This window comes from Moraxella nasovis, assembly GCF_022701215.1.
Classification (GTDB): domain Bacteria; phylum Pseudomonadota; class Gammaproteobacteria; order Pseudomonadales; family Moraxellaceae; genus Moraxella; species Moraxella nasovis.
The window spans coordinates 1,735,099-1,757,576 of sequence record NZ_CP089976.1; the positions used below are offsets into that span (position 1 = coordinate 1,735,099).

Sequence of the window (22,478 nt, forward strand, 5' to 3'; positions counted from 1 at the left end):
CCATGCCATGCCAAAAGAACGTATTCCGCTGTGGGTAATGTGTGGGGCAGTTGTGCTTGCATTTTGTGCGGGGATGTTAAACGTCATAGCCCTAATGGGATTTACAAATGTGTCAGCATCGCACGTGACAGGTAATGTTAGCTTGCTGGTCACTTCGCTAATGTCTGGCGATTGGATAAATGTGCGGTTATTTTTGATTTCTATCGCTGCATTTTGGTCGGGATCGGTGTTAAGCGGTATGATTATTGGTTCAAGCGAGCTAAATATTAACCGAAATTATGGCTATGCGATGTATCTAGAAGCGTTCTTACTTATTGCAAGCTTGCTCCTGTACCTAACCGACAGCTTTTTTGGTCAAATGATGATTGCGATGGCATGCGGACTGCAAAACTCTATGGTAACCACATACAGTGGTACGGTGGTGCGTACCACCCACCTAACGGGAACGACATCAGACCTTGGAGCAGCAGTTGGGCGGTGGCTTATGGGCGGTCAAGTAAGCCTGCCAAAAATCGTCTTGCAAAGTGCGTTATGGTGGGGATTTTTTGGCGGTGGCTTTGTGGCAGTGGTACTGTATGCTCGGTTTGGCTTTTTATCAATGGTGCTACCCATCACGGTGATTTTATTTGCAGCGATGACTTATCAGCAGCTCGGCAGATGTTTTATGCATTATAAGACACTACTAAAGCATAAATTAGCCCAAAAAAATAACCCCTAACTGGGGCTATTTTCTTTTGGCTTATTTTTGTGTCCAGCGTACTTGGCTTTCTTTGATTACTTTTTTAGCTTCTTTGGCGTCAAAAAAACCTTCCACTTTGGTTGTGCCTGCCTTTTTTAGGTCTTTGTAGTGGCTAAAGTGAAATTCAAGCTGTTTAATTAGCTGCTTTGGTAGATCTTCTAATGTGTTGTATGCATTGCCATTATTACGATCATCTGCTGGTACAACGATGATTTTATCATCTACTTCGCCATCATCAACGAATTTCATCACGCCAATAACTTTAGCTTTTAGGAAAATGCCCGTTGTGAGTGGCTGTTCGGTGATGATTAAAGCGTCTAATTCATCGCCATCTTCATCTAAAGTCTGCGGAATAAAGCCGTAATTGCAGGGTTTGGCAAAGGCGATGGGTTCAACACGATCAAGCTCAAAGCAAGCTAATTTACGATTCCATTCAATTTTATGGTTTGAACCTGTAGGAATCTCAACCACAACGTTAATTTCACCGCCATCAACGTCGCCTGCGTCTAATACTTTGTTAAAATCTACCATTTTTTACTCCAAATTAAGTAACATTGTTAAAGTTGTACCATTGTAATATTAAATCGCTCTAAGTGCAATCTGTCCATCATGGCGTTTTTGGATATTGCCGATGAATTTTTGTATAAATTCATGGGTTTTGCTGCTGTCAAATTGACCGAAATTTTCAAGCTTAACCATCTTCATGCCTGCATAACCACACGGATTAATGGCATTAAAGGCACTAAGATCATTGGTTAGGTTAATTGCCACGCCATGATAACTCATGCCTTGCTTAATCTTAAAGCCAAGACTTGCAATCTTGCCAAGCATATCGCCTAAAGTGTTGTAGATGTATACGCCCGGTGCATCACGGCGAGCCTTTGCCGTTAGGTCTGTGGGCAGGTATTCATTCACCACGTCTTCGATGGCTTGTTCAGCATGACTAACCAAATCACGCACGCCGATTCCTAGATTATGTAAATCAAACAGCCAGTACACCACAGCCTGACCTGTGCCATGCCATGTGACTTGCCCGCCACGATCAGTCTGAATAATAGGCGTGCCTGTGTCGTATAAAATGTGATCTTTTTTACCTGCTTGCCCAAGCGTATAGACGTCTTGGTGTTCAACCAGCCATAACTCATCGGCATGGTCTTTACCATTTTTCTTATCATTAATACGAGCCAGAGTGCGAGCAAGCATAGCATTATGCGTGGCGTTATATTCAGCATTAGGGTGAATGCTAATGGCAAGCCTATCTTGATTGATGGTACTTAGATTAAGGTTTGTTAAATTTAAAGAAGTCGTGGAAAGTGTCATAACGGTTTTTTGATGAAATTTAGGTTATTTTACGCTAAATTAGACGCTTTTGTCGTTTTTTTTGTATAAAAAATTTCCAAAAATAATCATTTTTCCCCTACAATATTAATAAAATTAATAAAGCAAGCTAGATAATTGAGAGTTTTATGACAATGACTAATCAAATCATCACCATTGATGGACCAAGTGGCGCAGGCAAAGGCACGGTGGCATATCGCTTGGCAGAGCATTTTGGCTTTGAATTATTAGACAGTGGGGCATTATATCGTATCATTGGTTTGTTGGCATTTCAACAAGGTTTGCTTGGTGATGAGATTGATGAAGATGAGTTGGAGCGATTGATATATTCTATTAATCTGTCGTTTCGCCCTAATACTGCCCAACGCACGGTGCAGATTTTGATTGATGATAAGCCTTTGACAGACGACATTCGCACCGAGACGGTGGGTGCTTATGCGTCAAAAGTGGCAGTCTTTCCCAAAGTGAGAAATGCGTTGCTTGATTTACAAAGAAATATCGCAAGCAATAAAACAGGTTTGGTGGCGGACGGACGAGACATGGGGACGGTGATTTTTCCTGATGCTTGTGCCAAGATATTTTTAACAGCAAGTGCCAAGGCACGAGCGGACAGGCGATTTTTGCAGTTACAGCAGGCAGGCAAAACTGCCGATTATGATGATATCTTAGCCAAGATTGTCGCCCGAGATGAGCGAGATGAAAATAGGACGGTTGCTCCCAGTCGTCCTGCACCTGATGCTTTGGTGATTGACAGCTCCGATAAATCAGTGGACGTGGTATTTGATGAGATTTTGGCATTTGTTGATGGTCAATTAAATTCCATGACGACTAACATCAATTAAGCAATTTGTAATTAAGCAATTTGTAATTAAGCAATTTGTAATTAAGCAATTTGTGATATATGGCTAAATGAAGATAAAATCGTGATAACGCCTACTTCTATTAAGTTAGCTCCCATCAATCTGGCTGATGTCGATGAGCTTGCTTATTCGCTCGGCGATGAGTAAGCCCAATTTACGAGCCTACCACATGAGTGGCTTGATGAGAACAATCCTGACACCTTTAAAATTGCTATCTGTTATCATAAAGTGGTGGGGTTTTTTGTGCTTGATTTTGGGCAAGATAAATTTTGCTATACCGACAATCCCAATGCTCTATTGCTCCGCTCCATGTCGGTCAATCCCATCTATCAAGGCTATGCCAAACAGGCTTTGGATAAAGCCTTATTAACGGCATTTTGTAAAGCGTATGTCCCTAAGTGCGATGAAATTGTACTTGGGGTAAATCATGCCAATGTAACAGCCCAAAAGGTATACGAAAAAGTGGGCTTTAAAAAATGTCAGCGGACGTATTTGGGGCAGGCAGGCGTGCAGTTTGTGTATTCATTGGCTTTATAATTGTAGGCGAATGGCTGTCGGCGATTAACCGATGAATTTATGGTAAAATTGTGAATTAAATTGTAAAAACTTAAGTCATCTTGCAGATTTTATGGTATAATTATAAGAATTTTTGTGGCTTGTCAAGCCAAAACTAGCACTTTCTTGACAATGCCATTTCACTTGAACCGTACTGGCTAGACAGGCTACGGCTAATTTTAAGGTAAACACAATGGTATCATTTGCTGAATTGTTTGAGCAAAGCAATGCAAACGAAGTAAAAGTTGAAATTGGTGCAGTGATTTCTGGTACAGTTGTCGCGATTGACGGCGATTGGATTACAGTTGATACTGGACTAAAATCAGAAGGCATCATCGCTCGTAGCGAATTTCTAAACGAAAACGGTGAGCTTGAAGTTGCTGTTGGCGACAGTGTTGACGTGGTTGTTGAGAAAGTTGACAATGGTATGGGTCAAACTGTGCTTTCACGTGAGAAAGCCAAGCGTGAAGAAAGCTGGCGTGTGCTTGAACAAATTCATGAAAATGACGAGATTGTTAAAGGTCTTATCTCTTCTAAAGTCAAAGGCGGCTTCACTGTTGAAATCGGTTCTGTGCGTGCGTTCTTGCCAGGTTCATTGGTAGATGTACGTCCTGTGCGTGAAACCACTCACCTTGAAGGCAAAGAGCTAGAATTTAAAGTCATTAAAATTGACAAAGTTCGCAATAACATCGTGGTATCTCGCCGTGCTGTTATGGAAGCTGAGAACTCAGCTGAGCGTGATGAACTACTAGCTAAGCTAGAAGAAGGTATGGAAGTTAATGGTATCGTTAAGAACCTAACTGAGTATGGTGCATTCGTTGACCTAGGTGGTATTGATGGCTTGCTACACATCACCGACATGGCTTGGAAACGTATCAAACACCCATCAGAAGCGGTGGAAGTGGGTCAAGACCTTAAAGTTAAAGTATTGAAGTTTGACCGTGAACGCAACCGTGTAAGCCTAGGTCTAAAACAGCTTGGTTCTGATCCTTGGGGTGAAGTTGAGCAAAACTATCCAGTAGGTACGATTACCAAAGCTCGTGTGACTAACCTAACTGATTACGGCTGTTTTGCTGAAATCGCTGAAGGCATCGAGGGTCTAGTACACGTTTCAGAAATGGATCACACCAACAAGAATATCCACCCATCAAAAGTTGTACAGGTGGGCGATGAAGTTGATGTGATGGTTCTAGAAATTGATGGTGAGCGTCGCCGTATCAGCCTAGGCATCAAGCAAACCATGCCAAATCCATGGGAAGAGTTTGACAAAAACCATGCCAAAGGCGATAAAATCTCTGGTACTATTAAATCGATCACCGACTTTGGTCTATTCATTGGTCTAGAAGGTGGTATTGACGGTCTAGTACACTTGTCTGACATCTCTTGGAATGAGTCTGGTGAAGAAGCTATCCGTAACTACTCTAAAGGCGATACCGTAGAAGCTGTCGTACTACAAGTAGATGCAGAAGCCAACCGCATTAGCCTAGGTATCAAGCAGCTAAACTCTGACCCATTTAACGAATACCTACTGTCTAATGATCGTGGTGCTATCGTAAAAGGTACGGTGAAAGAAGTTGATGCCAAAGGTGCTGTAATCACTCTAGCTGACGAAGTTGAAGGCTACCTATCAGTTGCTGACATTGCTCGTGAGCGTACTGAAGATGCGTCAAAAGTGCTAAACGTTGGTGACGAAGTTGAAGCTAAGATTGTGCGTGTGGATCGCAAATCTCGTAATGTTGCTTTGTCTATCAAAGCAAAAGACGAAGCAGATGAGCGTCAAGCAATTAAAGAGCTGTCAAACGCTGCTGTAGAAAATCAACCTAAAACACTAGGCGATATTTTTGCAGACCAACTTAAAGGTTAATCATCTTTAGGTCATTTAAAGAGTGGTGATCTTCACCACTCTTTTTTATTGTAAAAATGTTAATGGGATTTTGATTGCAAAAAACCAACAAAAATAATTCACTTTTGTATCAAATTGGGCTATCATACGGATAGAAAGAAGACCTTATCAATGAGTGCGTTTGTCGCACTTTTATAAATAAAATCAAGTGTTTTTTTATTGTTCTTGGATAAATGTCATGCAACAAGCTATAAACAGGTCAGATTTGATAGCTGATCTGGCGTCCGTCTGTGATAATCTAGAAGAAAGCATTGTAGATGAAGCAGTTCGAGAGATGTTCGGAATTATGGTAGATTGCCTATCTAAAGATGGGCGAATTGAGATTCGAGGATTTGGCAGTTTTTGCTTGCACCATCGAGAAGCCAGACAAGCACGCAATCCTAAAACAGGGCAAGTAGTAGCAGTACAAGCGAAATCTGTGCCACACTTTAAGCCTGGAAAGGCACTGCGTGAATCGGTCAACTTAATAAATGATGAATAAAAAGGTAGTCAAGTTATGCATATTGTATTAATAATTTTATTGACAGTGGTTTTTGCTTATTCTATCGCTCTTGTGCTTATCAATAATAGCGAAGTGGCAGTTAATTTAATGTTCTCAAATGTGCCTTCAATGAATTTGGGATTGCTTTTGGTGATCACCATCTTTTTGGGTGTATTAATCGGTATTTTACTGGCACTATTGCTCTTTAAAGTACCTCAAAACAAGTGGGAAATTAGCCGCCTAAGAAAAGAACTTCAAACAACCCAAACCCAGCTTTCTGAAGCTAATGCAACGATTGCTCGTCAAAATACACTGCTTGAAGCTGCACCACCTGTCATCTCTGGCGTTGCTGATGTTCATAATACGACCACAACACCTCGAGATGTTTTATGATGAATACGGTCACTGCATCTCCAATCATCGTTGCTGTAGATAAGCATGATCTATCCAGTGCCTTAGCGTTAGCAGATAGCTTAGATCCCAGTCTTTGCCGACTAAAGGTGGGTAAAGAGCTGTTTACAGCCTGTGGGCCTAGCGTGGTTCAGGCATTGCATGACCGCGGCTTTGATGTGTTCTTGGATCTAAAATTTCACGACATTCCAAATACCACCGCCCAAGCGGTGTTAGCAGCTGCAGATATGGGCGTTTGGATGGTGAATGTTCATGCGATGATTGGTTCTGATGCTATGTCTTTATGCAAATCTCGCCTTGTGAATGGTGGTTATGATACGCTACTTATTGCTGTTACGGTTTTGACGTCTATGACCCAAGAGGTGCTACAAAGTTTAGGTGTATTAAGCCCTTTAGATGAGCAAGTTTTACGATTGGCAAAATTAAGCCAAATATCAGGTCTTGATGGTGTCGTATGCTCAGCCCAAGAAGCGGTCGCCCTAAAATCGTCATTAGGTACTGATTTTAAGCTTGTTACGCCTGGTATTCGCTTGGCAAACGATGATAATAATGATCAAAAACGCATCTGCACGCCAAGTGAAGCATTAAAAAACGGCTCAGATTTTTTGGTGATTGGGCGTTCTATCACGACAGCTAGTCATCCTACGGATAAATTAAAACTAATTTTAGCTGATTTGTAAAGTTGACATTTGACACTGTTTGAAATAAAAAAACCAAACTTATGATGTTTGGTTTTTTTTTATTGATGGTAAGATTTAGTTATGTTTATCAAGTAGCATAGCATCGCCATAGCTGAAAAAGCGATATTCTTGTGATATGGCATGAGCATAAGCCTGTTTGATATTATCGACGCCTGCAAATGCCGAGACGAGCATAAGTAGCGTGGATTTTGGCAAATGAAAATTGGTAATGAGCCTATCCACCACGCCAAAATCATAAGGCGGATAAATAAAAATCTGCGTGTCGCCCATAAACTCACTAAGCCTGCCGTCTTTTCGGTGTAAATGGGCGGTTTCTAGCACACGAGTTACCGTTGTGCCAACGGCTATAACTTGTCCGCCATTTGCTTTTGTGGCGTTGATTTTATCAGCGGTCGCTTGTGGCAGATGGGCGTATTCGGCGTGCATGATGTGGTCGGTTAAATCGTCCGTCTTGACAGGGGCGAACGTACCAGCCCCAACGTGTAGCGTTACAAAAGCAATCTGTACACCTTTATCCGTCAAGGCTTGCAAGGTATCATCATCAAAATGCAGGCTTGCCGTGGGGGCGGCAACGCTTGCCTGTTTGGCAGGATCATGAAATACCGTCTGATAGCACGTGTCGTCTGTGTCGTCAGCCGTGCGTTCAAAATAAGGCGGAATGGGCATTTGTCCGTATTTGTCCAAATCATTTAAAATCGGCTTGTCAAATTGCAAAATAAACAAATTCTCACTACGCCCACACATCGTTGCCGTCATTTGCCCGTCCGCCAAATGCACTTTTTGCCCGACTTTCAACGCACGGCTTGAGCGTACATGGCAATGGGCGATGTGCTTTTCGTGGTCGGTGATACGCTCAATTAAGACTTCCACCGCACCGCCCGTGTCTTTGACCCCAAACAGCCGAGCTTTCATGACTTTGGTGTCGTTTAGAACAAGTAGGTCGCCCTTATTCAGCAGATTTGGCAAATCGCTAAATTGCAAATCGGTCAAATTTTCGCCCTTGACATGAAGCAGGCGAGAACTAGAACGCACCGCCAACGGATAGCGAGCGATGAGTTCATCAGGCAAATGGTAATCAAAATCGGTGGTAAGAAGTGGCTTATTCATAGTTTGGTCGTGGTTTTTTCATTGTCATCATAAGATGGGCATTGTAACAAAATTTGCCCAAAACCGCCATATACCGCTTTTGGCGGATTTGAAAAACCCACACAAAAGGCGTATCATATCAACAAATATAAAAAGGCAAGCACGCCCCAAAAAGCCCATCATATCCATAAATATTCAAGGATAATCGCCATGCTTGTGAATATCCAAAACACCGCCCCACGTCCGACATCGCCACACCCCATTTTAAATTTGGGCTTTCGTGTATTTTTTGTGGGGTCGGCGGTTTTTGCTATTGTTTCTATGTTGCTGTGGTTTGCGGTTTTGCAGGGATTTGCTCCGTTTAACGGCACGCTAAACCCCTTTTATTGGCATGGGCATGAGATGGTTTTTGGTTATGCACTCGCAGTCATTGCAGGATTTTTATTAACCGCTGTCAAGACGTGGACGGGTCAGATGATGCCCTACGGCTATCATTTGGGGGCGATATTTGGGGCATGGGCGGTGTCTCGGCTTCTTTGGCTTGGGCTACACGCCACGCCAAGCGTTGCCATGCTCGCTATCGCCTTTGTCTTTGACATGATATTTTGGGGCATGACGGCGTACTCGGTCATCAAAGCGGTCTGGGTCGCTCGCCAAAAACGCCAAATCGGTATCGTTGCCAAACTTACGCTTTTAATGCTTGCCAACATCGCTTTTTATGCTGGGGCGTTTTTAAATCAATTAACCATACAAAAGATTTCGCTATATTTGGCATTATACCTTGTGATTGGTGTGGTGTTTACCATTGTCAGACGAGTGCTGCCATTTTTTATTGTCAAAGGTGTGAGCGTAAATCATGACGGCAAGCCAAACGGCTTAAATATAGAACAAAAAAATTCCACGTTATTAGACAGAGCCAATTTATTTGGATTTTTTGGCTTTATCATTTTTGATTTGTTTGTCAAACAGCCCATCATCGCAGGCGTGTTTGCACTTATTTGCTTAATTGCTAATTTAGCACGGCTAAAAAATTGGTATCACACCGCCATTTGGCAAAAACCCCTTTTATGGTCGCTTGTGATTGCCTTTTTTGGCATGACGATGAGTTTGGCGTTTTTTGTGGTGTTGCCATTTATCCACACTTCACTCAATCTGCATTCACTTGGCTTGCACGGCTTGGCGTTGTTTGGCGTAGGCTTAATGACGGTGTCTATGATGGCTCGTGTGTCGCTTGGACATACAGGGCGAAATATTCACAAACCACCAAAAACGGTCTTTGCGATTTTTATTTTTATGATAATATCCGCCCTGTGCCGTGTGATTTTGCCGATGTTTGGCGGTGATTATATAACGTGGATTGGGGTGTCGCAGATGGCGTGGATTGTGTCGTTTGGGCTATTTTGTGTGTCCTATATTGGCATTTTGGCAAAGCCACGCACCGATGGGCTGTTTGGTTGATTTTATAAAATTTATCCTTATTATTTTAAAAAAAATGGTATTGTAAAATAATTTGGCATTATTAAAAAAAATGGCAGGGGGTGCAAATTTTTTTGCCCTATGAAAAATCGTAATTTAGGCAGATATTATCCACTCACTACACGCCAAATTTTTAAGAAATTAACAATACCTTAAAGATTTTTAAAATTAACAACCAAAAGAGCAGGTTATGTTTAATCCCTTTAAAAAGAAAATAACCATCGGCATGAATGACATTGATAAAGTGCTATCGGATTTTAAGCTATATCAAGAGCCTTTATCGGCGTTCATTGATAATAAAGAATTGCAAGGCGACACGCTAAACATCGCCCTAAAAGTGCATAAAGATGCCAATCAAGCTGAGCTTGAAAAAGTGTATCACGATCTGCGGGCGAGACTGCATTTAATCGGTGTGGCGGAAGTGAATCTAAATGTGATTTTATCTGATAAAGTCGCCCCCTTGACTGGACAAAAAAACACGGTACAAAATTTTACTCCCAACACTAGCATAAGCAAAATCCCAACTCAAACCCCAAACCCAGACGATAAGCCCACCAAAGAACCCCCTAAGCAGTCTGACATCGCCCCGCACCCACGCATTCGTCATATTATCGTTGTGGCTTCGGGTAAAGGCGGTGTGGGCAAGTCCACAACAACGGTCAATGTGGCATTGGCATTACAAAAGCTGGGGCGGCGAGTGGGTATATTAGATGCTGATATCTATGGTCCTAGCATTCCTGATATGCTTGGCGCGGCGGACAAAAAGCCAAGCGTTGAGAATGATCAGTTTGTGCCAATTGATATTGATGGCATTGCTATGCTGTCTATCGGCAATCTAATCGAGACAGCAAACACACCTATAGCGTGGCGTGGCATTAAGGCAACAGGGGCATTAATGCAGTTATATAATCAGACAAATTGGCCAAATCTGGATTATCTCATCATCGATATGCCACCTGGAACAGGCGATATTCAACTCACCTTAGCTCAGCGTATTCCAGTGACAGGAGCGATTATCGTGACAACGCCACAGCATATTGCACTGTTAGATGCCCAAAAAGGCATTGAGATGTTTGTTAAAACTGACATTCCTGTGATTGGTGTGGTGGAAAATATGGCGTTACACACTTGCAGTCATTGTGGTCAAGTCGATGCTATTTTTGGGGCAGATGGCGGAGCAAACTTAGCCGATGAGTATCAAGTGCCACTGCTTGGACAACTGCCTATCGCTACCCAAATTCGCACCCAAATGGATAAGGGTGTGCCAAGTGTAAAAGCGGGTGATGAGTTTGCTCAATTTTATGAGATTATTGCCAAAAATATTGACAACGGTATCGCTAAGTTTGATAAAGGGGTGAGTGATCGCATTTTTTGATGGTGAAATTTTATGGAGTATTGCTAGGGTTTATCTTAAGTGGAGTGAATTTAATCCACTAAAAATAGTGAAATTTGCTATAATGAACGCATTTTAAAAAGTGAGAATGTGATGTCTATTAAGTCCGACCGCTGGATTCGCCAAATGGCGACTAAGCATGAGATGATTACCCCTTTTGAGCCAAGTCAAGTTCGCCATAATCAAAATGGTGAAAAAATCGTCAGTTTTGGGACGTCAAGTTATGGCTATGATGTTCGCTGTGCAGGCGAGTTTAAGGTATTTACCAACGTGCATTCAGCCATCGTAGATCCAAAAAACTTCGATGAAAAAAGTTTTATTGATGTGGTGGGTGATGAATGTATCATTCCGCCCAACTCATTTGCCTTGGCACGCACGGTGGAATATTTTAAGATTCCAAGAGATGTTTTGACCATCTGTCTTGGTAAGTCTACTTATGCACGCTGTGGTATTATTGTTAATGTAACGCCGCTTGAACCTGAGTGGGAAGGGCATGTTACCTTAGAATTTAGTAACACGACCAATCTACCTGCTCGTATCTATGCAGGCGAAGGTGTGGCACAAATGCTATTTTTGCAGTCAGATTCTGATGATGTGTGCGAAGTGTCATATAAAGACCGTGGCGGTAAATACCAAGGGCAGACAGGGGTTACTTTGCCAAAAGCCTAATAGTCTAACCATATCCTAATGATAAAAATATCCTAATGATAAAAAATCCGTACCAAATGGCACGGATTTTTTTTGGTTGTTTATTTTTTGGGTCTGTTCAACAGATCTAGGTGTTCATCAGTTTCGTATAACGCACCAGCGCGACCCACGATTAAAGGATCGATATTGCCAATTTGTTCGTTATCCTTGCCTTCGTAGTTTAACTTGTTTAGCACATAACGCATGGCGTTTAGTCTGGCACGTTTTTTACAGTCGGATTTAATTACAATCCAAGGCGATTCGCTGATGTCTGTCTCAAAAAACATGGCTTCTTTGGCTGCGGTGTAGTCGCTCCATTTATCAAGTGATGCTTTATCAACAGGCGATAGTTTCCACTGTTTTAAAGGGTCATGCTCACGACGTTCAAAGCGGATACGCTGCTCTTCACGACTAACCGAGAACCAAAATTTAATGAGTGTAATGCCAGATTCTACCAGCATTTTTTCAAATAAAGGCACTTGCCCCATAAAGGTGTGGTATTCATCATCAGTACAAAAGCCCATGACACGTTCAACAACCGCACGGTTATACCAAGAACGGTCAAATAAGACAATCTCGCCTGAAGTTGGTAGGGTTCTGACATAACGCTGGAAATACCATTGACCACGTTCAGTTTCGGTGGGTTTTTCTAAAGCGACAACTCTAGCACCACGTGGGTTTAGATGCTCCATAAAGCGTTTGATCGTACCGCCTTTACCAGCGGCGTCCCGCCCTTCAAATAAAATAACGATTTTTTGTCCAGTTTCTTTAACATGGCGTTGTAGCTTAAGCAGTTCAATTTGAAGTTTGTATTTTTGGGCTTCGTAATTTTTACGACTCATGCGGTTTTTATAAGGATACACGCCATTTCGCCAATCATTGGCAAGCTCCATATCCTTGCCTTTATTGCCACGCATTTCTCTACTGAGTTGGTTGGCGACATTGGTATTTGGTAGATATTCAGACAGACGCTGACCGATTTCCACCAAATCATCATTGCTAGCATGACGCACCAGCTCTTCTAGACGGCTAAGCGTATCTGGGAAATCATCACGATATTCCCCAATGTCAGCTGTCTTTACGGCAGTGGCAGTATTATCAGGCTCTTTTGGCGTGGATTTTTTGGCGACGGTCGCCTTTGATGCAGCTGCTTTTCTTGTCGTGGTGGTTCTACGCCGAGTTGGAGCTTTTGGGGTGGTTGTCATATTTTATCCTTAATGGCGTTGTGGGTTTAAGCTTATGCTAGCACAACAAAGGTACTTTGACAATACTTAGTCGGTACACTTTGTACTTTAATAAAGAGCTATTTTATATCTTGCTTGTAAACTTATTTGATAATCCAATAAAAAACCACCCATAAGAGTGGTTTTGGCTAATTGCTATTTAAAAAAACTCTGACTCAAACGCCATAATACTGTCTGAGCCTGCTTTTGCCACATCAGCATGAGCGGCTAGGTTAGGTAAGATGTGAGTGATAAAGTAGTCTGCCAACTTTCGCTTATTGACATAAAACTCATCTGATTTACCCTCGCACGCCTTGGCGATAAGAACATACATATACGCATAGCACAGATAGCCAGTAGCGTGCAGATAATTGACGGCACTGGCATTAATGGCGTTCGGATCGGTTTTGGCGGCAGTGATAAGATTATCTGTCAGTGTCTGTACGATATGGCAGGCATTTTGTACAGTGCTTTTAAGTGTGTTATCGCCCAGTGATTCGCTTGCTTGATGAATTTCAAGGATAAAGTTTGCCATCGCCATACCATCATCTTTAATTACCTTGCGACCTAATAAATCGAGTGACTGAATGCCATTTGTGCCTTCATAAATCTGACTGATACGAGTATCACGGACGATTTGTTCCATTCCCCATTCTTTGATATAGCCATGCCCACCAAAGACTTGTTGGCAGTCGATGGTTGCTTCGAACGCCTTATCGGTTAAGAAGGCTTTAGCAATCGGTGTCAGTAGGGCGACTTTGATGTTTGCTGCAGCTTGTTCGGCTTTATCATCACTAAACTTGGCAATGTCTAAATGCTTGGCGACATACATGGCAAATGTACGAGCAGCAACGCTATTGGCTTTGGTATTTAAGAGCAGACGACGAACATCAGCATGATGGATAATGCTGTCAGCGGATTTATCAGGGTTTTTGATGCCAGCATCACTACGCCCTTGCAGACGCTCCTTAGCGTAAGCACAGGCGTTTTGGTAGGCAAGTACGCTTGCCCCTAAGCCTTGCAATCCCATGGTGACACGTTCATAGTTCATCATAATGAACATAGAAGCAAGCCCTGTATTAGGCTGTCCAACCATATAGCCAGTTGCACCATCAAAATTCATCACGCAAGTTGCCGATGCCTTAATGCCCATCTTATGTTCGATAGAGCCTGCTTGTACGCCATTATGTTCACCAAGTGAACCATCTGCATTCACTAAAAACTTTGGCACGATAAAAAGCGAGATGCCTTTTGAGCCTGATGGGGCATCTGGTGTTTTGGCAAGCACTAAATGAATGATATTCTCGCTTAGGTCGTGCTCCCCACCTGTAATGAAGATTTTCGTACCTGTAATGGTAAAGCTGCCATCTTGTCTTGGTGTGGCTTTAGTTTTAATCATGCCAAGATCTGTGCCAGCATGAGCCTCAGTTAGGCACATTGTGCCAGACCATGCACCGCTGTATAGCTTCTCAAGATAAGTGTTCTTTTGTTCTTCGCTTGCTGACCCAAGTAAGCATAAGCTTGCCCCTACGGTTAAATTAGGATATAGGGCAAATGATTGGTTGGTTGAAAACAGCATTTCTTCGGTCAGCATGGTAACTGTTTTTGGCATGCCTTGACCGCCATATTTTACATCACCACCAAGTCCAATCCAGCCTGCCTCGCTGTATTGCTTAAAAGCCTCACGAAAGCCTGATGGTGTTGCTACTTTACCATCTCCTAAAAATACGGCACCTTCATCATCGCCAGATTGATTTAAGGGCAGTAATTTTTCGGTGGCAAATTTTGCCATCTCATCTAAAATCAGATTTACTGTATCCATGTCCACATGATTAAGCTTTGGCGTGTTTTGCCAAAAAGTAGGTATGTCTAACACATCGTTTAAGGTGAAACGCATTTCGTCAAGTGGTGCGGTATAATGTAACGTCATAGTAAGTCCTTTGTATCCTAGGAAATGAAGATGAAATCATGTCATCTGATTGTAACGACATCATTTAGCAAAACAATGTGCAAGCGTGCAAAAGAGCCAACATCATAAGGTTTAATTTACACGGTAAATTTATAGTAGCGAATTATGATTGCCATGTGAAGTGGTAGATTAGACTGTTGGGTCATTTTTTTAATTTTGGTAAAAAAATTTTAAAAATCAATCAAATGCACGTATAATGCTGATTTACCATATGACTAAGTGACTTAGCTTACTTATTAACATAAAGGGGAATATGATGAAATTATATATGCTAAAAATTGGAGCAACACCAAGGGGTAGGCTAATTGAGCAGCATGATGTATTATTTGGCTTGGCAGATGATATTTCTGAGCTTGTGACGGTTGTTGATAAATCGTGGGTAGAAGCGGCTGGCATTTGGCATTTAGATGCGTATCGCACGGTTACTTATGTTGATGGCTTTGATGTGTCAGTTGTCCCAAAGTCTGATGCACTAGCGAGCGATTATCAGCTGTTCTTTGTTAATCTAGGCGGCTATAAGCCCAACCATTTTGAAGAATTTCATCATAAAATGCTGATCATTGCTAAAAGCATGAATGAAGCGACCGCCATCGCCAAAAAGAGTGATTTTTATCGAGAATTTAACATTGAAGGTACGTCAGCGACATCGCATATTGACGATAAGCACAGCGTTATGATTGATGAAATCTATGCAGTATCTGATGTTCTTGCTGGTCATCATGGTAATCTAAGTCTGCAAATAACCCCAAGCGTATGCCATCAGCCTGATGAGATGATGATTGGCTACTTTCCAAGAAAATCATTGATTGTTTAACCTTTAATTAAAGTTGCCACTTATGACTACTATTTGCCAAGCCAAGCCTTATTTGCCTGCCATTGAATCGGCATATTTTAAAACCACGCCCGCTGATTTTATCGTGACAGAACAGTTAGATATAGAATTTAGTGGGGCTGGTGAGCATCTTTGGGTGTATGTTTTTAAAGAAAATATGAACACCACTTTTGTTGCAAAACTTTTGGCAATGTGGGCAGATATAGGCGTGCGTGATGTGGGCTTTAGTGGGCTAAAAGATAGGCGAGCACAAACCTTTCAATGGTTTAGCTTGCTTATCCCAAAGTCGGTCATGCCAAGTATAAGTTTTGAGAAATTTATCAAAACCCAAGCTTTAAATGATGATGAAAAAGTGTCATTACTCAAAACGCATTGGCATCATAAAAAACTGGGTCGTGGCACACATAAGACAAATCACTTTAACTTAACCTTACGAGAAGTCAAAGGTAATCGGCAGGCAATTGATGAGCAACTACACGCCATCGCTACACTAGGCGTACCTAACTATTTTGGCGATCAGCGTTTTGGCATTGATGCTCAAAATATCCAAAAATCACAACAATTTTTTGAAAAAATTTTAGCAACGGGCAAGCCTTATAAACCCTACAAAAAAGACCAAGAACGCCATGCCCTGCTGATTTCCACTGCTAGAAGCGTGCTATTTAATGCTGTGCTTGATTATCGTGTGTCCCTTGGACTGTGGAATCAAGCCATTGCAGGTGACGTGTTTAACTTGGACGGTACAGGCTCGGTTTTTACAAGTGAGATTACCGATGAGATTTGCCAGCGGATATCAAAAGGTGATATACATCCGACTGCACCGCTGTTTGGTGCAGGAAAAAGCCTAGCGACAGATGATTGCTTATCGCTTGAGAAGGCAATTTTAGATGATGAAAAATACGCAAGCTTTACTAAGGGGCTGGTTGCCATCAAAGCAAAAATGGCACGCCGTAGTACACGACTGCTCATCGGCAATCTAAAGTGGCAATGGCAAAATGATGAGATATTGACCTTAGAATTTAACTTACCTAAAGGAAGTTTTGCAACTGTGGTGCTTGATGCAATCGTGGCAGAGCTTATCCAGTCTTGAATATGTGGCAGTGTGAGTTAAGTAGGTAAACCAATCAGAGTGCATTTATGAACATAAAGAAAATAACTATTATGCAGATGGGTAATTTAGCCCACGTTGTCATTTATAGACTTGGCTGCCTAAGTGGGCTGTGTGCGGTTGCTATATTTGGCATGCAGACAGCTTTTGCTGCTCAAGAGCCATCTGATGTAATCACAACGTTAGATAAAGTAAAAGATGAAAAATCGGCTGATCTAAAACATGCTGACGCACCGATATGCTCACCTGAAGCGTTGGCACAGGGTATTTGGCATTTTTCCTACGATGAAGCAAGCAGGGCGGACTTGGTCTGGAGCGGGTTTGGGGATAAGCGTCATGCTAATAAAAAAATACATAAAGACGTAAAAGAACCCTTGCTTGAGATGATTAAAGCTGCAAAAAAAGATAAAGTGGACTTGTATCCTGCATCTATTTTTCGCTCGGTGAAAAAACAAGCTTGGATTGTCAATGATAAAATACGCAAAAAGCAAAAGCCAGAGCAGATTTATTTTGTGTCATCGCCAGCAGGGTTTTCAGAACATCATACAGGCTATGCGGTGGATTTTTACCCTGTGGATGAGAAGTTTGTTAAGACTAAGGCGTATCCTTGGTTATTGGAGAATGCCGAGAAGTTTGGCTGGGAGCAGACTTTTACAGCAGATTATTCCAAAAAAAGCGGCGTCTCAGAAGAAGCGTGGCATTGGCGTTATGTTGGCGATGAGTATGGTAAGCATTTGTTTGAGCCACGCACCTGCCAGTCGCTGATAGTTGATGAAAATAGGGGCGTAATTGATGAGATTAAAGACTTAGTTGATGATAAAAGCTCTAATTAAATAGCCAGCCTTAAGTTTTAAAAAGCTAAAGCAATCAGATTGATGCGTTGTATTTATAAGATAATATGAGCTAAATCACCGCTTGCTATAGCAACCATGCTACGGCATTCTTTTAGTATGTGGGCTTGGTAGAACCAGCGCCCAATTTTTGGGTGGTATGCCATGCCTTGTTGCATAAGCTTATCAGCTTTGGTGTCTAGTTCGGCAAGCCTAAGCCGAATGCCTAAGCCGTGTGCTTTTAACACTGCTTCTTTTGCTGTCCAAATCTCAAACCATGCGTGTACTTTGTTTGGGGAATTTTGCCAATACCGCTGTTCATTTTGGCTAAAATACCGCTGTGCCATACCGCTAAAGTTCACTTTTCTATCCAAGCTTTCAAGATCAACACCGATACGACTGTTATCGTTTGTCCAGACTAACGCATAATGTTCTTTGGTATGGCTTTGGCTAAAATGCAGTGTGTCAATATTTGTACAAATAGGCTTGCCTGTACCTGTTTTGCCAAAAGTAGGGCGGTTCAACCCTAGATTTTCACAAAATTTTACCAATGTGTCTTGGCGATACTGTCTAAGAATCAGCCGTTGTTGTGCAGGCGTGGTAAATCCATCATCTGGCTGGTGGTGAGAATTAACACCATATAATTGAATGATGGATGCGATTGACCTGTGATGTAGATGGATGTTAGACATGCTTTCCTTGAATAATCAAGCTATCAAGCCGACGCTCACCAATCAAATACACCAAATCGGCAGGTCTGTCAATGTCCCAAATCGCCAAATCAGCATCCATACCAACTTTAATTTGACCTTTGGTGTCTTGTAGCCCCAACGCACGGGCAGCATGAATCGTTGTCCCTGCTAGGGCTTCTTGGCAGGTTAAGCCAAATAAGGTACACGCCATATTCATCGCAAGCAAGAGTGATACTGTAGGCGATGTGCCAGGATTGCAGTCGGTAGAGACGGCCATATTGATGCCTTTGTGTCTCATTTGGTCAATGGGTGGTTTTTTGGTTTCTTTTAAAACATAAAACGCTGTCGGTAGCAGTACGCCCACGACACCTGCCTGTGCCATCTTATCTATGCTCATAGTTGATAGATATTCAATGTGGTCGGCAGATAATCCCCCAAAATCTGCTACTAAAGCCCCACCGCCCATATCGCTCATTTGTTCGGCGTGTAGTTTGACAGGCAGATTAAGTTCTTTGGCAACAGCAAATAATCTGCCAACTTGGGCAGCATCAAAGGCGATAGATTCACAAAATGCGTCCACAGCATCCACCAAGCCTTCACCATGCAAAATACGCAACCACGCACACGCCTGCTCAACATATTCATCTGATTTTCCTGCATATTCTGGCGGTAGGGCGTGCAGGGCAAGGTAGGTTTTTTGGACGGTTATGCCAAAATCTTCTCCAATTTTTTGGGCGACTTGTAACATCTTACGTTCCGTTGGCAAATCTAAGCCATAGCCTGATTTAATCTCAATCGTACCAATGCCTTGTGCTATCATTGCACGCACTCGTGGCACGCTATACTCATACAGCTCATCAAAACTTGCCCCACGGGTCGCTCTAACACTTGCCAAAATACCGCCACCTGCTTTGGCGATGTCTTTATAATCCACGCCGTTTAGCCGCATTTCAAATTCATCACTGCGATTGCCTGCATAGACCACGTGCGTATGACAGTCTATCAAAGCAGGCGTTGCCCATTTGCCTTGTGCATCTATTACGTTTTTGGTGCTGAAATCTTGGGGTAATTCACCAATTAAGGATATTTTGCCGTCTTGAATGCCGATATTGGTGTCTAGTATTTGACCATAAGGCGTACCACAACAAAAGCCAAATTCGCTGTTAAAAGTGGCAAGATTGATATTGGTGATTAGGGTGTCAAAGGTCATGGGTTGTCCTTGTTGTTATGATTTTGGTAGTTCGGTCTTTAAGGGTGGTCTTACCATCGTTAAATACATTAAATCAAATACTTTATATTTTTGATAATTTTGGCGGGCTTCGTATAAGGTTAAACCGTTGTTTGCCATCGATGGCAGGTGTAAAACTTCATCGGGTGATGAAACAAGCCAATCGTCTTCCCAAAAACAAACAGGGCAGATGTCAAACCCACCACGCTCATTGACGGTAAGGTAGCCACAGCAATAACACACAATTTCATCAAAATTATTCATTATCCTGTCCTTTTAACAATAAATACCGCTCCACACATACCGCCAAAAGCCGTGCGACCACCTTTGCCCCACGGTCATCTATGTCGTAGTTTGGATTAAACTCAGCAAAGTCTAGCACCCGAACCTTGCCTGTATCTATGAGTTTGGTGAGTAAAAACTCCACTAAATCAAGTGCTATTCCTTTGGCGTTAACGGCACTGACCGCAGGCATGACGGACGCTGGCAGAGAGTCTAAGTCCACCGTGATATATAGTACATCAATGACATTGATAAAATCTGTCATCTTTTGCCAAATCTCATCATAAGACAGGCGATGGCAGTCGTCGTCAAAAATCATGCCCACGCCAAGTTGTTTGGCTTTATCAAACAGACTGGCAGTGTTGGCAAAACGGCTAATTCCCACACAAAAATAACAAAAATCATCGCCCAATACATCAGCAATCTGTAAAAAAGGCGTGCCTGATGTGGCGTATTCGTCTGTCCGCAGATCAAAATGAGCATCAAAATTGATGATGCCGATTTTTTGGTTTCGCTTTTGATGTTGCAAGTGCTGATACAAGCCTAAAAATGAGCCATAAGCAATCTCATGCCCCCCGCCCAAGCCCACAGCAAGGGCGTTGTTGCTTAAAACTTGGGTGATTTGATTGGCGTAAGCGTGCTGGGCTTGTTCTAGACTATTGGGTGTGATTTTGTCATCATCATGGCAGACGATGTCGCCCATATCGCCAACCAAGTTTTGTAACTCATAAGATGTGTCTTGAATGTCTGATGTGATGGGCAATTTGGCAAAAAATTCACGAATGATACTGGGGGCAGATTTTGCACCCACTCGTCCCAGATTTCGCCGTACGCCTTGATGGCACGCAAAGCCGACAAGACAAATAGGCTCACGTTCATAGGCATGAACCACATTGTGCCAATAGATTGCTCTGCCTGTCTCGTGGGGGTCGGTGCGTCCAGTATAGTACTTAGGGTTAAAGGGGGTGTGCTGTGTGTGAGCCATGGCGTATTTTAATGCTTATTTAATCAATGTCAGGGCGAGATTTTTCGCCCTTTTGGGTTTTTAATTAAAAGTTAAATATTGGTAAACCAATCTGCTCGCAAATCCGCCCATTCGCTCAATAAGTCGCCAGATAGTACAAGCTGTTTGGCGTGTTCAATGTCAGGGGCAAAATAGCGGTCCTTGTCATAATGTGGTACAGTTTGGCGTAATGTTTGGTGGACGTGTTGTAGCTTGGCAGATGTTGATAGATTATCTTGGGCGTGAAAATCTACCCCTTGGGCTGCTGCAAGTAGCTCAATGCCAACGATGGTGGCGGTGTTATGTGCCATCTCAAACAATCTGCGTCCTGCATAAGTCGCCATAGACACATGGTCTTCTTGATTGGCGGATGTAGGAATGCTGTCTACAGAAGCAGGGTGGGCGTGTGATTTATTTTCACTTGCCAAAGCAGCGGCGGTTACATGGGCAATCATAAAGCCAGAATTTAGCCCTGCGTTTTTGACCAAAAAGGCAGGTAAGCCTGATAAGGTGGCGTCAATGAGTAGTGCCACACGCCGTTCACTCATAGAGCCAATCTCGCTAATCGCAAGGGCAAGCGTATCGGCAGCAAATGCCACAGGCTCTGCATGAAAATTACCACCAGAAAGAGCAACAGGGTTGTCGTTATCGTTAAAAATCAGCGGATTGTCGGTTACGGCATTGGCTTCAATCAACAAGGTTTTGCCAGCTTGGTTAATCAAATCCAAACACGCCCCCATTACCTGTGGCTGACAGCGTAGGCAATAAGGGTCTTGCACGCGGTCATCATCGACATGGTGGGACGCACGGATTTGACTGCCGTCAATCAGATGGCGGTGAGCTTTGGCAATTTGGATTTGCCCATGGTGACCACGCACTTCATGAATGCGTGCATCAAAAGGCGTGTCTGAGCCTTTGGCAGCGTCAATAGAAAGTGAACCGACAACGGTCGCTGCTGCTAATAAATCCATCGCCATAAAATAACCACGAATGGCAAGGGCGGTGGAGACTTGCGTGCCATTGATGAGTGCCAAGCCTTCTTTTGCCCCAAGCACAATTGGCTGTATGCCTGCTTGCGATAGGGCCTCTTTGGCGTTCATTTTTTCGCCATTGACGAACACATCTCCTTCACCAAGCAATGCCAGTGTCATGTGCGAAAGCGGTGCCAAATCGCCACTTGCCCCCACCGAGCCTTTGGCAGGAATATTGGGTATGATGTTGTGATTGATGAGTGATAAAATTCCATCAATGATTTCACGGCGAACCCCAGACACACCTTGGGCAAGGCTAGATACTTTCATGACCATAATCAGACGCACCACGCCATCAGGCAGACGCTCGCCTGTGCCAACAGAATGGGATAAAATCAAATTACGCTGTAAAAGCTCAAGCTCATCATCGCTGATACGTTCCTTGGCAAGCAGCCCAAAACCTGTGTTAATGCCATAAGCTGCCTTGTCTTTGGCGATGATACGCTCCACCGCTTGACGAGATTGGTCTATCGTGTCATAAGCCGATGGGTCAAGCGTGATTTTGACAGGATTGTCATAAATTTTGCGTAAATCAGCAAAGGTGAGATGGCGTGGGGTTAGGTTGATTTGTTGCATGATATTCCTCAATAAAGTAAAAAGTCGTGTTAAATGAAGTTAAAAGTTTTCAAGTGTTAAAGGTTTTTAGTTAA

General features: G+C 42.7%; 22 protein-coding genes and 1 pseudogene. 13 read left to right on the forward strand and 10 right to left on the reverse strand.

All coding sequences use genetic code 11. The features are described from left to right. Positions 1 to 7: 7 nt before the first annotated feature. Complete coding sequence (locus LU293_RS08475) at positions 8 to 718, forward strand: YoaK family protein (protein WP_242747304.1); 711 nt, start codon at positions 8 to 10, stop codon at positions 716 to 718. Between the two features lie 21 nt (positions 719 to 739). On the opposite strand, the gene LU293_RS08480 is transcribed toward LU293_RS08475, so the two are convergent. Both LU293_RS08480 and lipB read right to left on the reverse strand, forming a co-directional pair. Continuing rightward, positions 740 to 1,270 carry an inorganic diphosphatase gene (locus LU293_RS08480; protein ID WP_242747306.1) on the reverse strand — a complete coding sequence of 177 codons (531 nt, stop codon included), beginning with the start codon at positions 1,268 to 1,270 and terminating at the stop codon, positions 740 to 742. A gap of 48 nt (positions 1,271 to 1,318) precedes the next feature. Beyond that, the gene (lipB, locus tag LU293_RS08485; protein ID WP_242747308.1) at positions 1,319 to 2,059 is read right to left on the reverse strand and encodes a lipoyl(octanoyl) transferase LipB; all 741 of its coding nucleotides are present in this window, start codon (positions 2,057 to 2,059) and stop codon (positions 1,319 to 1,321) included. A gap of 152 nt (positions 2,060 to 2,211) precedes the next feature. On the opposite strand from lipB, the gene cmk reads away from it, so the two are divergent. The 6 genes and pseudogenes from cmk to pyrF all read left to right on the forward strand — a co-directional run bounded on the left by cmk (position 2,212) and on the right by pyrF (position 6,967). Beyond that, positions 2,212 to 2,919, forward strand: coding sequence for a (d)CMP kinase (gene cmk / locus LU293_RS08490; RefSeq protein WP_242749753.1), 708 nt, complete (start codon positions 2,212 to 2,214; stop codon positions 2,917 to 2,919). A 210-nt stretch (positions 2,920 to 3,129) separates the two neighbouring features. Then, positions 3,130 to 3,474: pseudogene (locus LU293_RS08495) on the forward strand (GNAT family N-acetyltransferase); the annotation flags it as partial. Between the two features lie 211 nt (positions 3,475 to 3,685). Then, entirely contained in the window at positions 3,686 to 5,356 is a 1,671-nt protein-coding gene (gene rpsA / locus LU293_RS08500; protein ID WP_242747312.1) for a 30S ribosomal protein S1, read from the forward strand. A 217-nt stretch (positions 5,357 to 5,573) separates the two neighbouring features. Further along, entirely contained in the window at positions 5,574 to 5,876 is a 303-nt protein-coding gene (locus LU293_RS08505) for an HU family DNA-binding protein (protein ID WP_242747314.1), read from the forward strand. Positions 5,877 to 5,891: 15 nt separating this feature from the next. Then, positions 5,892 to 6,269 (forward strand): LapA family protein, encoded by a 378-nt coding sequence (locus LU293_RS08510; protein WP_242747315.1) that lies wholly within the window; start codon positions 5,892 to 5,894, stop codon positions 6,267 to 6,269. Beyond that, positions 6,269 to 6,967 (forward strand): orotidine-5'-phosphate decarboxylase, encoded by a 699-nt coding sequence (pyrF, locus tag LU293_RS08515; RefSeq protein ID WP_242749755.1) that lies wholly within the window; start codon positions 6,269 to 6,271, stop codon positions 6,965 to 6,967. Before LU293_RS08510 ends, pyrF begins: the two co-directional genes overlap by 1 nt. A 75-nt stretch (positions 6,968 to 7,042) precedes the next feature. Here the strand turns inward: pyrF and queA are convergent, their stop codons facing one another. Beyond that, positions 7,043 to 8,095, reverse strand: coding sequence for a tRNA preQ1(34) S-adenosylmethionine ribosyltransferase-isomerase QueA (gene queA, locus LU293_RS08520; protein ID WP_242747317.1), 1,053 nt, complete (start codon positions 8,093 to 8,095; stop codon positions 7,043 to 7,045). A gap of 189 nt (positions 8,096 to 8,284) precedes the next feature. On the opposite strand from queA, the gene LU293_RS08525 reads away from it, so the two are divergent. From LU293_RS08525 to dcd, 3 genes are all read left to right on the forward strand, one after another. Continuing rightward, positions 8,285 to 9,532: an NnrS family protein gene (locus LU293_RS08525; RefSeq protein WP_242747320.1), complete on the forward strand. Its 1,248-nt coding sequence runs from the start codon at positions 8,285 to 8,287 to the stop codon at positions 9,530 to 9,532. Positions 9,533 to 9,740: 208 nt separating this feature from the next. Beyond that, the gene (locus LU293_RS08530) at positions 9,741 to 10,925 is read left to right on the forward strand and encodes an Mrp/NBP35 family ATP-binding protein (protein WP_242747322.1); all 1,185 of its coding nucleotides are present in this window, start codon (positions 9,741 to 9,743) and stop codon (positions 10,923 to 10,925) included. A gap of 111 nt (positions 10,926 to 11,036) precedes the next feature. Then, on the forward strand, positions 11,037 to 11,612 hold the full coding sequence (gene dcd, locus LU293_RS08535; protein WP_242747325.1) for a dCTP deaminase: 576 nt from the start codon (positions 11,037 to 11,039) through the stop codon (positions 11,610 to 11,612). Positions 11,613 to 11,692: 80 nt separating this feature from the next. Here the strand turns inward: dcd and ppk2 are convergent, their stop codons facing one another. Both ppk2 and LU293_RS08545 read right to left on the reverse strand, forming a co-directional pair. After that, complete coding sequence (gene ppk2, locus LU293_RS08540; protein ID WP_242747327.1) at positions 11,693 to 12,835, reverse strand: polyphosphate kinase 2; 1,143 nt, start codon at positions 12,833 to 12,835, stop codon at positions 11,693 to 11,695. Between the two features lie 178 nt (positions 12,836 to 13,013). Further along, positions 13,014 to 14,783 (reverse strand): acyl-CoA dehydrogenase C-terminal domain-containing protein, encoded by a 1,770-nt coding sequence (locus LU293_RS08545; RefSeq protein WP_242747329.1) that lies wholly within the window; start codon positions 14,781 to 14,783, stop codon positions 13,014 to 13,016. Positions 14,784 to 15,075: 292 nt separating this feature from the next. Between LU293_RS08545 and LU293_RS08550 the strand changes: the two genes are divergently transcribed. The 3 genes from LU293_RS08550 to LU293_RS08560 are packed head-to-tail and all read left to right on the forward strand — an operon-like array spanning position 15,076 to position 17,595. Then, entirely contained in the window at positions 15,076 to 15,636 is a 561-nt protein-coding gene (locus tag LU293_RS08550) for a DUF1543 domain-containing protein (RefSeq protein ID WP_242747330.1), read from the forward strand. A gap of 22 nt (positions 15,637 to 15,658) precedes the next feature. Then, on the forward strand, positions 15,659 to 16,744 hold the full coding sequence (locus LU293_RS08555; protein ID WP_242747331.1) for a tRNA pseudouridine(13) synthase TruD: 1,086 nt from the start codon (positions 15,659 to 15,661) through the stop codon (positions 16,742 to 16,744). Between the two features lie 47 nt (positions 16,745 to 16,791). Continuing rightward, the gene (locus LU293_RS08560) at positions 16,792 to 17,595 is read left to right on the forward strand and encodes a M15 family metallopeptidase (RefSeq protein WP_242747332.1); all 804 of its coding nucleotides are present in this window, start codon (positions 16,792 to 16,794) and stop codon (positions 17,593 to 17,595) included. A gap of 53 nt (positions 17,596 to 17,648) precedes the next feature. On the opposite strand, the gene LU293_RS08565 is transcribed toward LU293_RS08560, so the two are convergent. From LU293_RS08565 to hutH, 5 genes are all read right to left on the reverse strand, one after another. Next, complete coding sequence (locus tag LU293_RS08565) at positions 17,649 to 18,284, reverse strand: 4'-phosphopantetheinyl transferase family protein (protein WP_242747333.1); 636 nt, start codon at positions 18,282 to 18,284, stop codon at positions 17,649 to 17,651. Continuing rightward, positions 18,277 to 19,494, reverse strand: coding sequence for an imidazolonepropionase (hutI, locus tag LU293_RS08570; protein ID WP_242747334.1), 1,218 nt, complete (start codon positions 19,492 to 19,494; stop codon positions 18,277 to 18,279). The genes LU293_RS08565 and hutI overlap by 8 nt, the downstream gene beginning before the upstream one ends. Before the next feature lie 15 nt (positions 19,495 to 19,509). Then, positions 19,510 to 19,776, reverse strand: coding sequence for a CPCC family cysteine-rich protein (locus LU293_RS08575; protein WP_242747335.1), 267 nt, complete (start codon positions 19,774 to 19,776; stop codon positions 19,510 to 19,512). After that, entirely contained in the window at positions 19,769 to 20,779 is a 1,011-nt protein-coding gene (gene hutG, locus LU293_RS08580) for a formimidoylglutamase (RefSeq protein WP_242747337.1), read from the reverse strand. The genes LU293_RS08575 and hutG overlap by 8 nt, the downstream gene beginning before the upstream one ends. A 71-nt stretch (positions 20,780 to 20,850) precedes the next feature. Continuing rightward, positions 20,851 to 22,404, reverse strand: a complete 1,554-nt coding sequence (gene hutH / locus LU293_RS08585) for a histidine ammonia-lyase (protein ID WP_242747339.1) — start codon at positions 22,402 to 22,404, stop codon at positions 20,851 to 20,853. Between the last annotated feature and the right edge of the window lie 74 nt (positions 22,405 to 22,478).

Coding starts and splice junctions, on each gene's coding strand:
- LU293_RS08475 (WP_242747304.1), top strand. CDS start 8: ATGCCAAAAGAACGTATTCCGCTGTGGGTAATGTGTGGGGCAGTTGTG.
- LU293_RS08480 (WP_242747306.1), bottom strand. CDS start 1,270: ATGGTAGATTTTAACAAAGTATTAGACGCAGGCGACGTTGATGGCGGT.
- lipB (WP_242747308.1), bottom strand. CDS start 2,059: ATGACACTTTCCACGACTTCTTTAAATTTAACAAACCTTAATCTAAGT.
- cmk (WP_242749753.1), top strand. CDS start 2,212: ATGACTAATCAAATCATCACCATTGATGGACCAAGTGGCGCAGGCAAA.
- rpsA (WP_242747312.1), top strand. CDS start 3,686: ATGGTATCATTTGCTGAATTGTTTGAGCAAAGCAATGCAAACGAAGTA.
- LU293_RS08505 (WP_242747314.1), top strand. CDS start 5,574: ATGCAACAAGCTATAAACAGGTCAGATTTGATAGCTGATCTGGCGTCC.
- LU293_RS08510 (WP_242747315.1), top strand. CDS start 5,892: ATGCATATTGTATTAATAATTTTATTGACAGTGGTTTTTGCTTATTCT.
- pyrF (WP_242749755.1), top strand. CDS start 6,269: ATGAATACGGTCACTGCATCTCCAATCATCGTTGCTGTAGATAAGCAT.
- queA (WP_242747317.1), bottom strand. CDS start 8,095: ATGAATAAGCCACTTCTTACCACCGATTTTGATTACCATTTGCCTGAT.
- LU293_RS08525 (WP_242747320.1), top strand. CDS start 8,285: ATGCTTGTGAATATCCAAAACACCGCCCCACGTCCGACATCGCCACAC.
- LU293_RS08530 (WP_242747322.1), top strand. CDS start 9,741: ATGTTTAATCCCTTTAAAAAGAAAATAACCATCGGCATGAATGACATT.
- dcd (WP_242747325.1), top strand. CDS start 11,037: ATGTCTATTAAGTCCGACCGCTGGATTCGCCAAATGGCGACTAAGCAT.
- ppk2 (WP_242747327.1), bottom strand. CDS start 12,835: ATGACAACCACCCCAAAAGCTCCAACTCGGCGTAGAACCACCACGACA.
- LU293_RS08545 (WP_242747329.1), bottom strand. CDS start 14,783: ATGACGTTACATTATACCGCACCACTTGACGAAATGCGTTTCACCTTA.
- LU293_RS08550 (WP_242747330.1), top strand. CDS start 15,076: ATGATGAAATTATATATGCTAAAAATTGGAGCAACACCAAGGGGTAGG.
- LU293_RS08555 (WP_242747331.1), top strand. CDS start 15,659: ATGACTACTATTTGCCAAGCCAAGCCTTATTTGCCTGCCATTGAATCG.
- LU293_RS08560 (WP_242747332.1), top strand. CDS start 16,792: ATGAACATAAAGAAAATAACTATTATGCAGATGGGTAATTTAGCCCAC.
- LU293_RS08565 (WP_242747333.1), bottom strand. CDS start 18,284: ATGTCTAACATCCATCTACATCACAGGTCAATCGCATCCATCATTCAA.
- hutI (WP_242747334.1), bottom strand. CDS start 19,494: ATGACCTTTGACACCCTAATCACCAATATCAATCTTGCCACTTTTAAC.
- LU293_RS08575 (WP_242747335.1), bottom strand. CDS start 19,776: ATGAATAATTTTGATGAAATTGTGTGTTATTGCTGTGGCTACCTTACC.
- hutG (WP_242747337.1), bottom strand. CDS start 20,779: ATGGCTCACACACAGCACACCCCCTTTAACCCTAAGTACTATACTGGA.
- hutH (WP_242747339.1), bottom strand. CDS start 22,404: ATGCAACAAATCAACCTAACCCCACGCCATCTCACCTTTGCTGATTTA.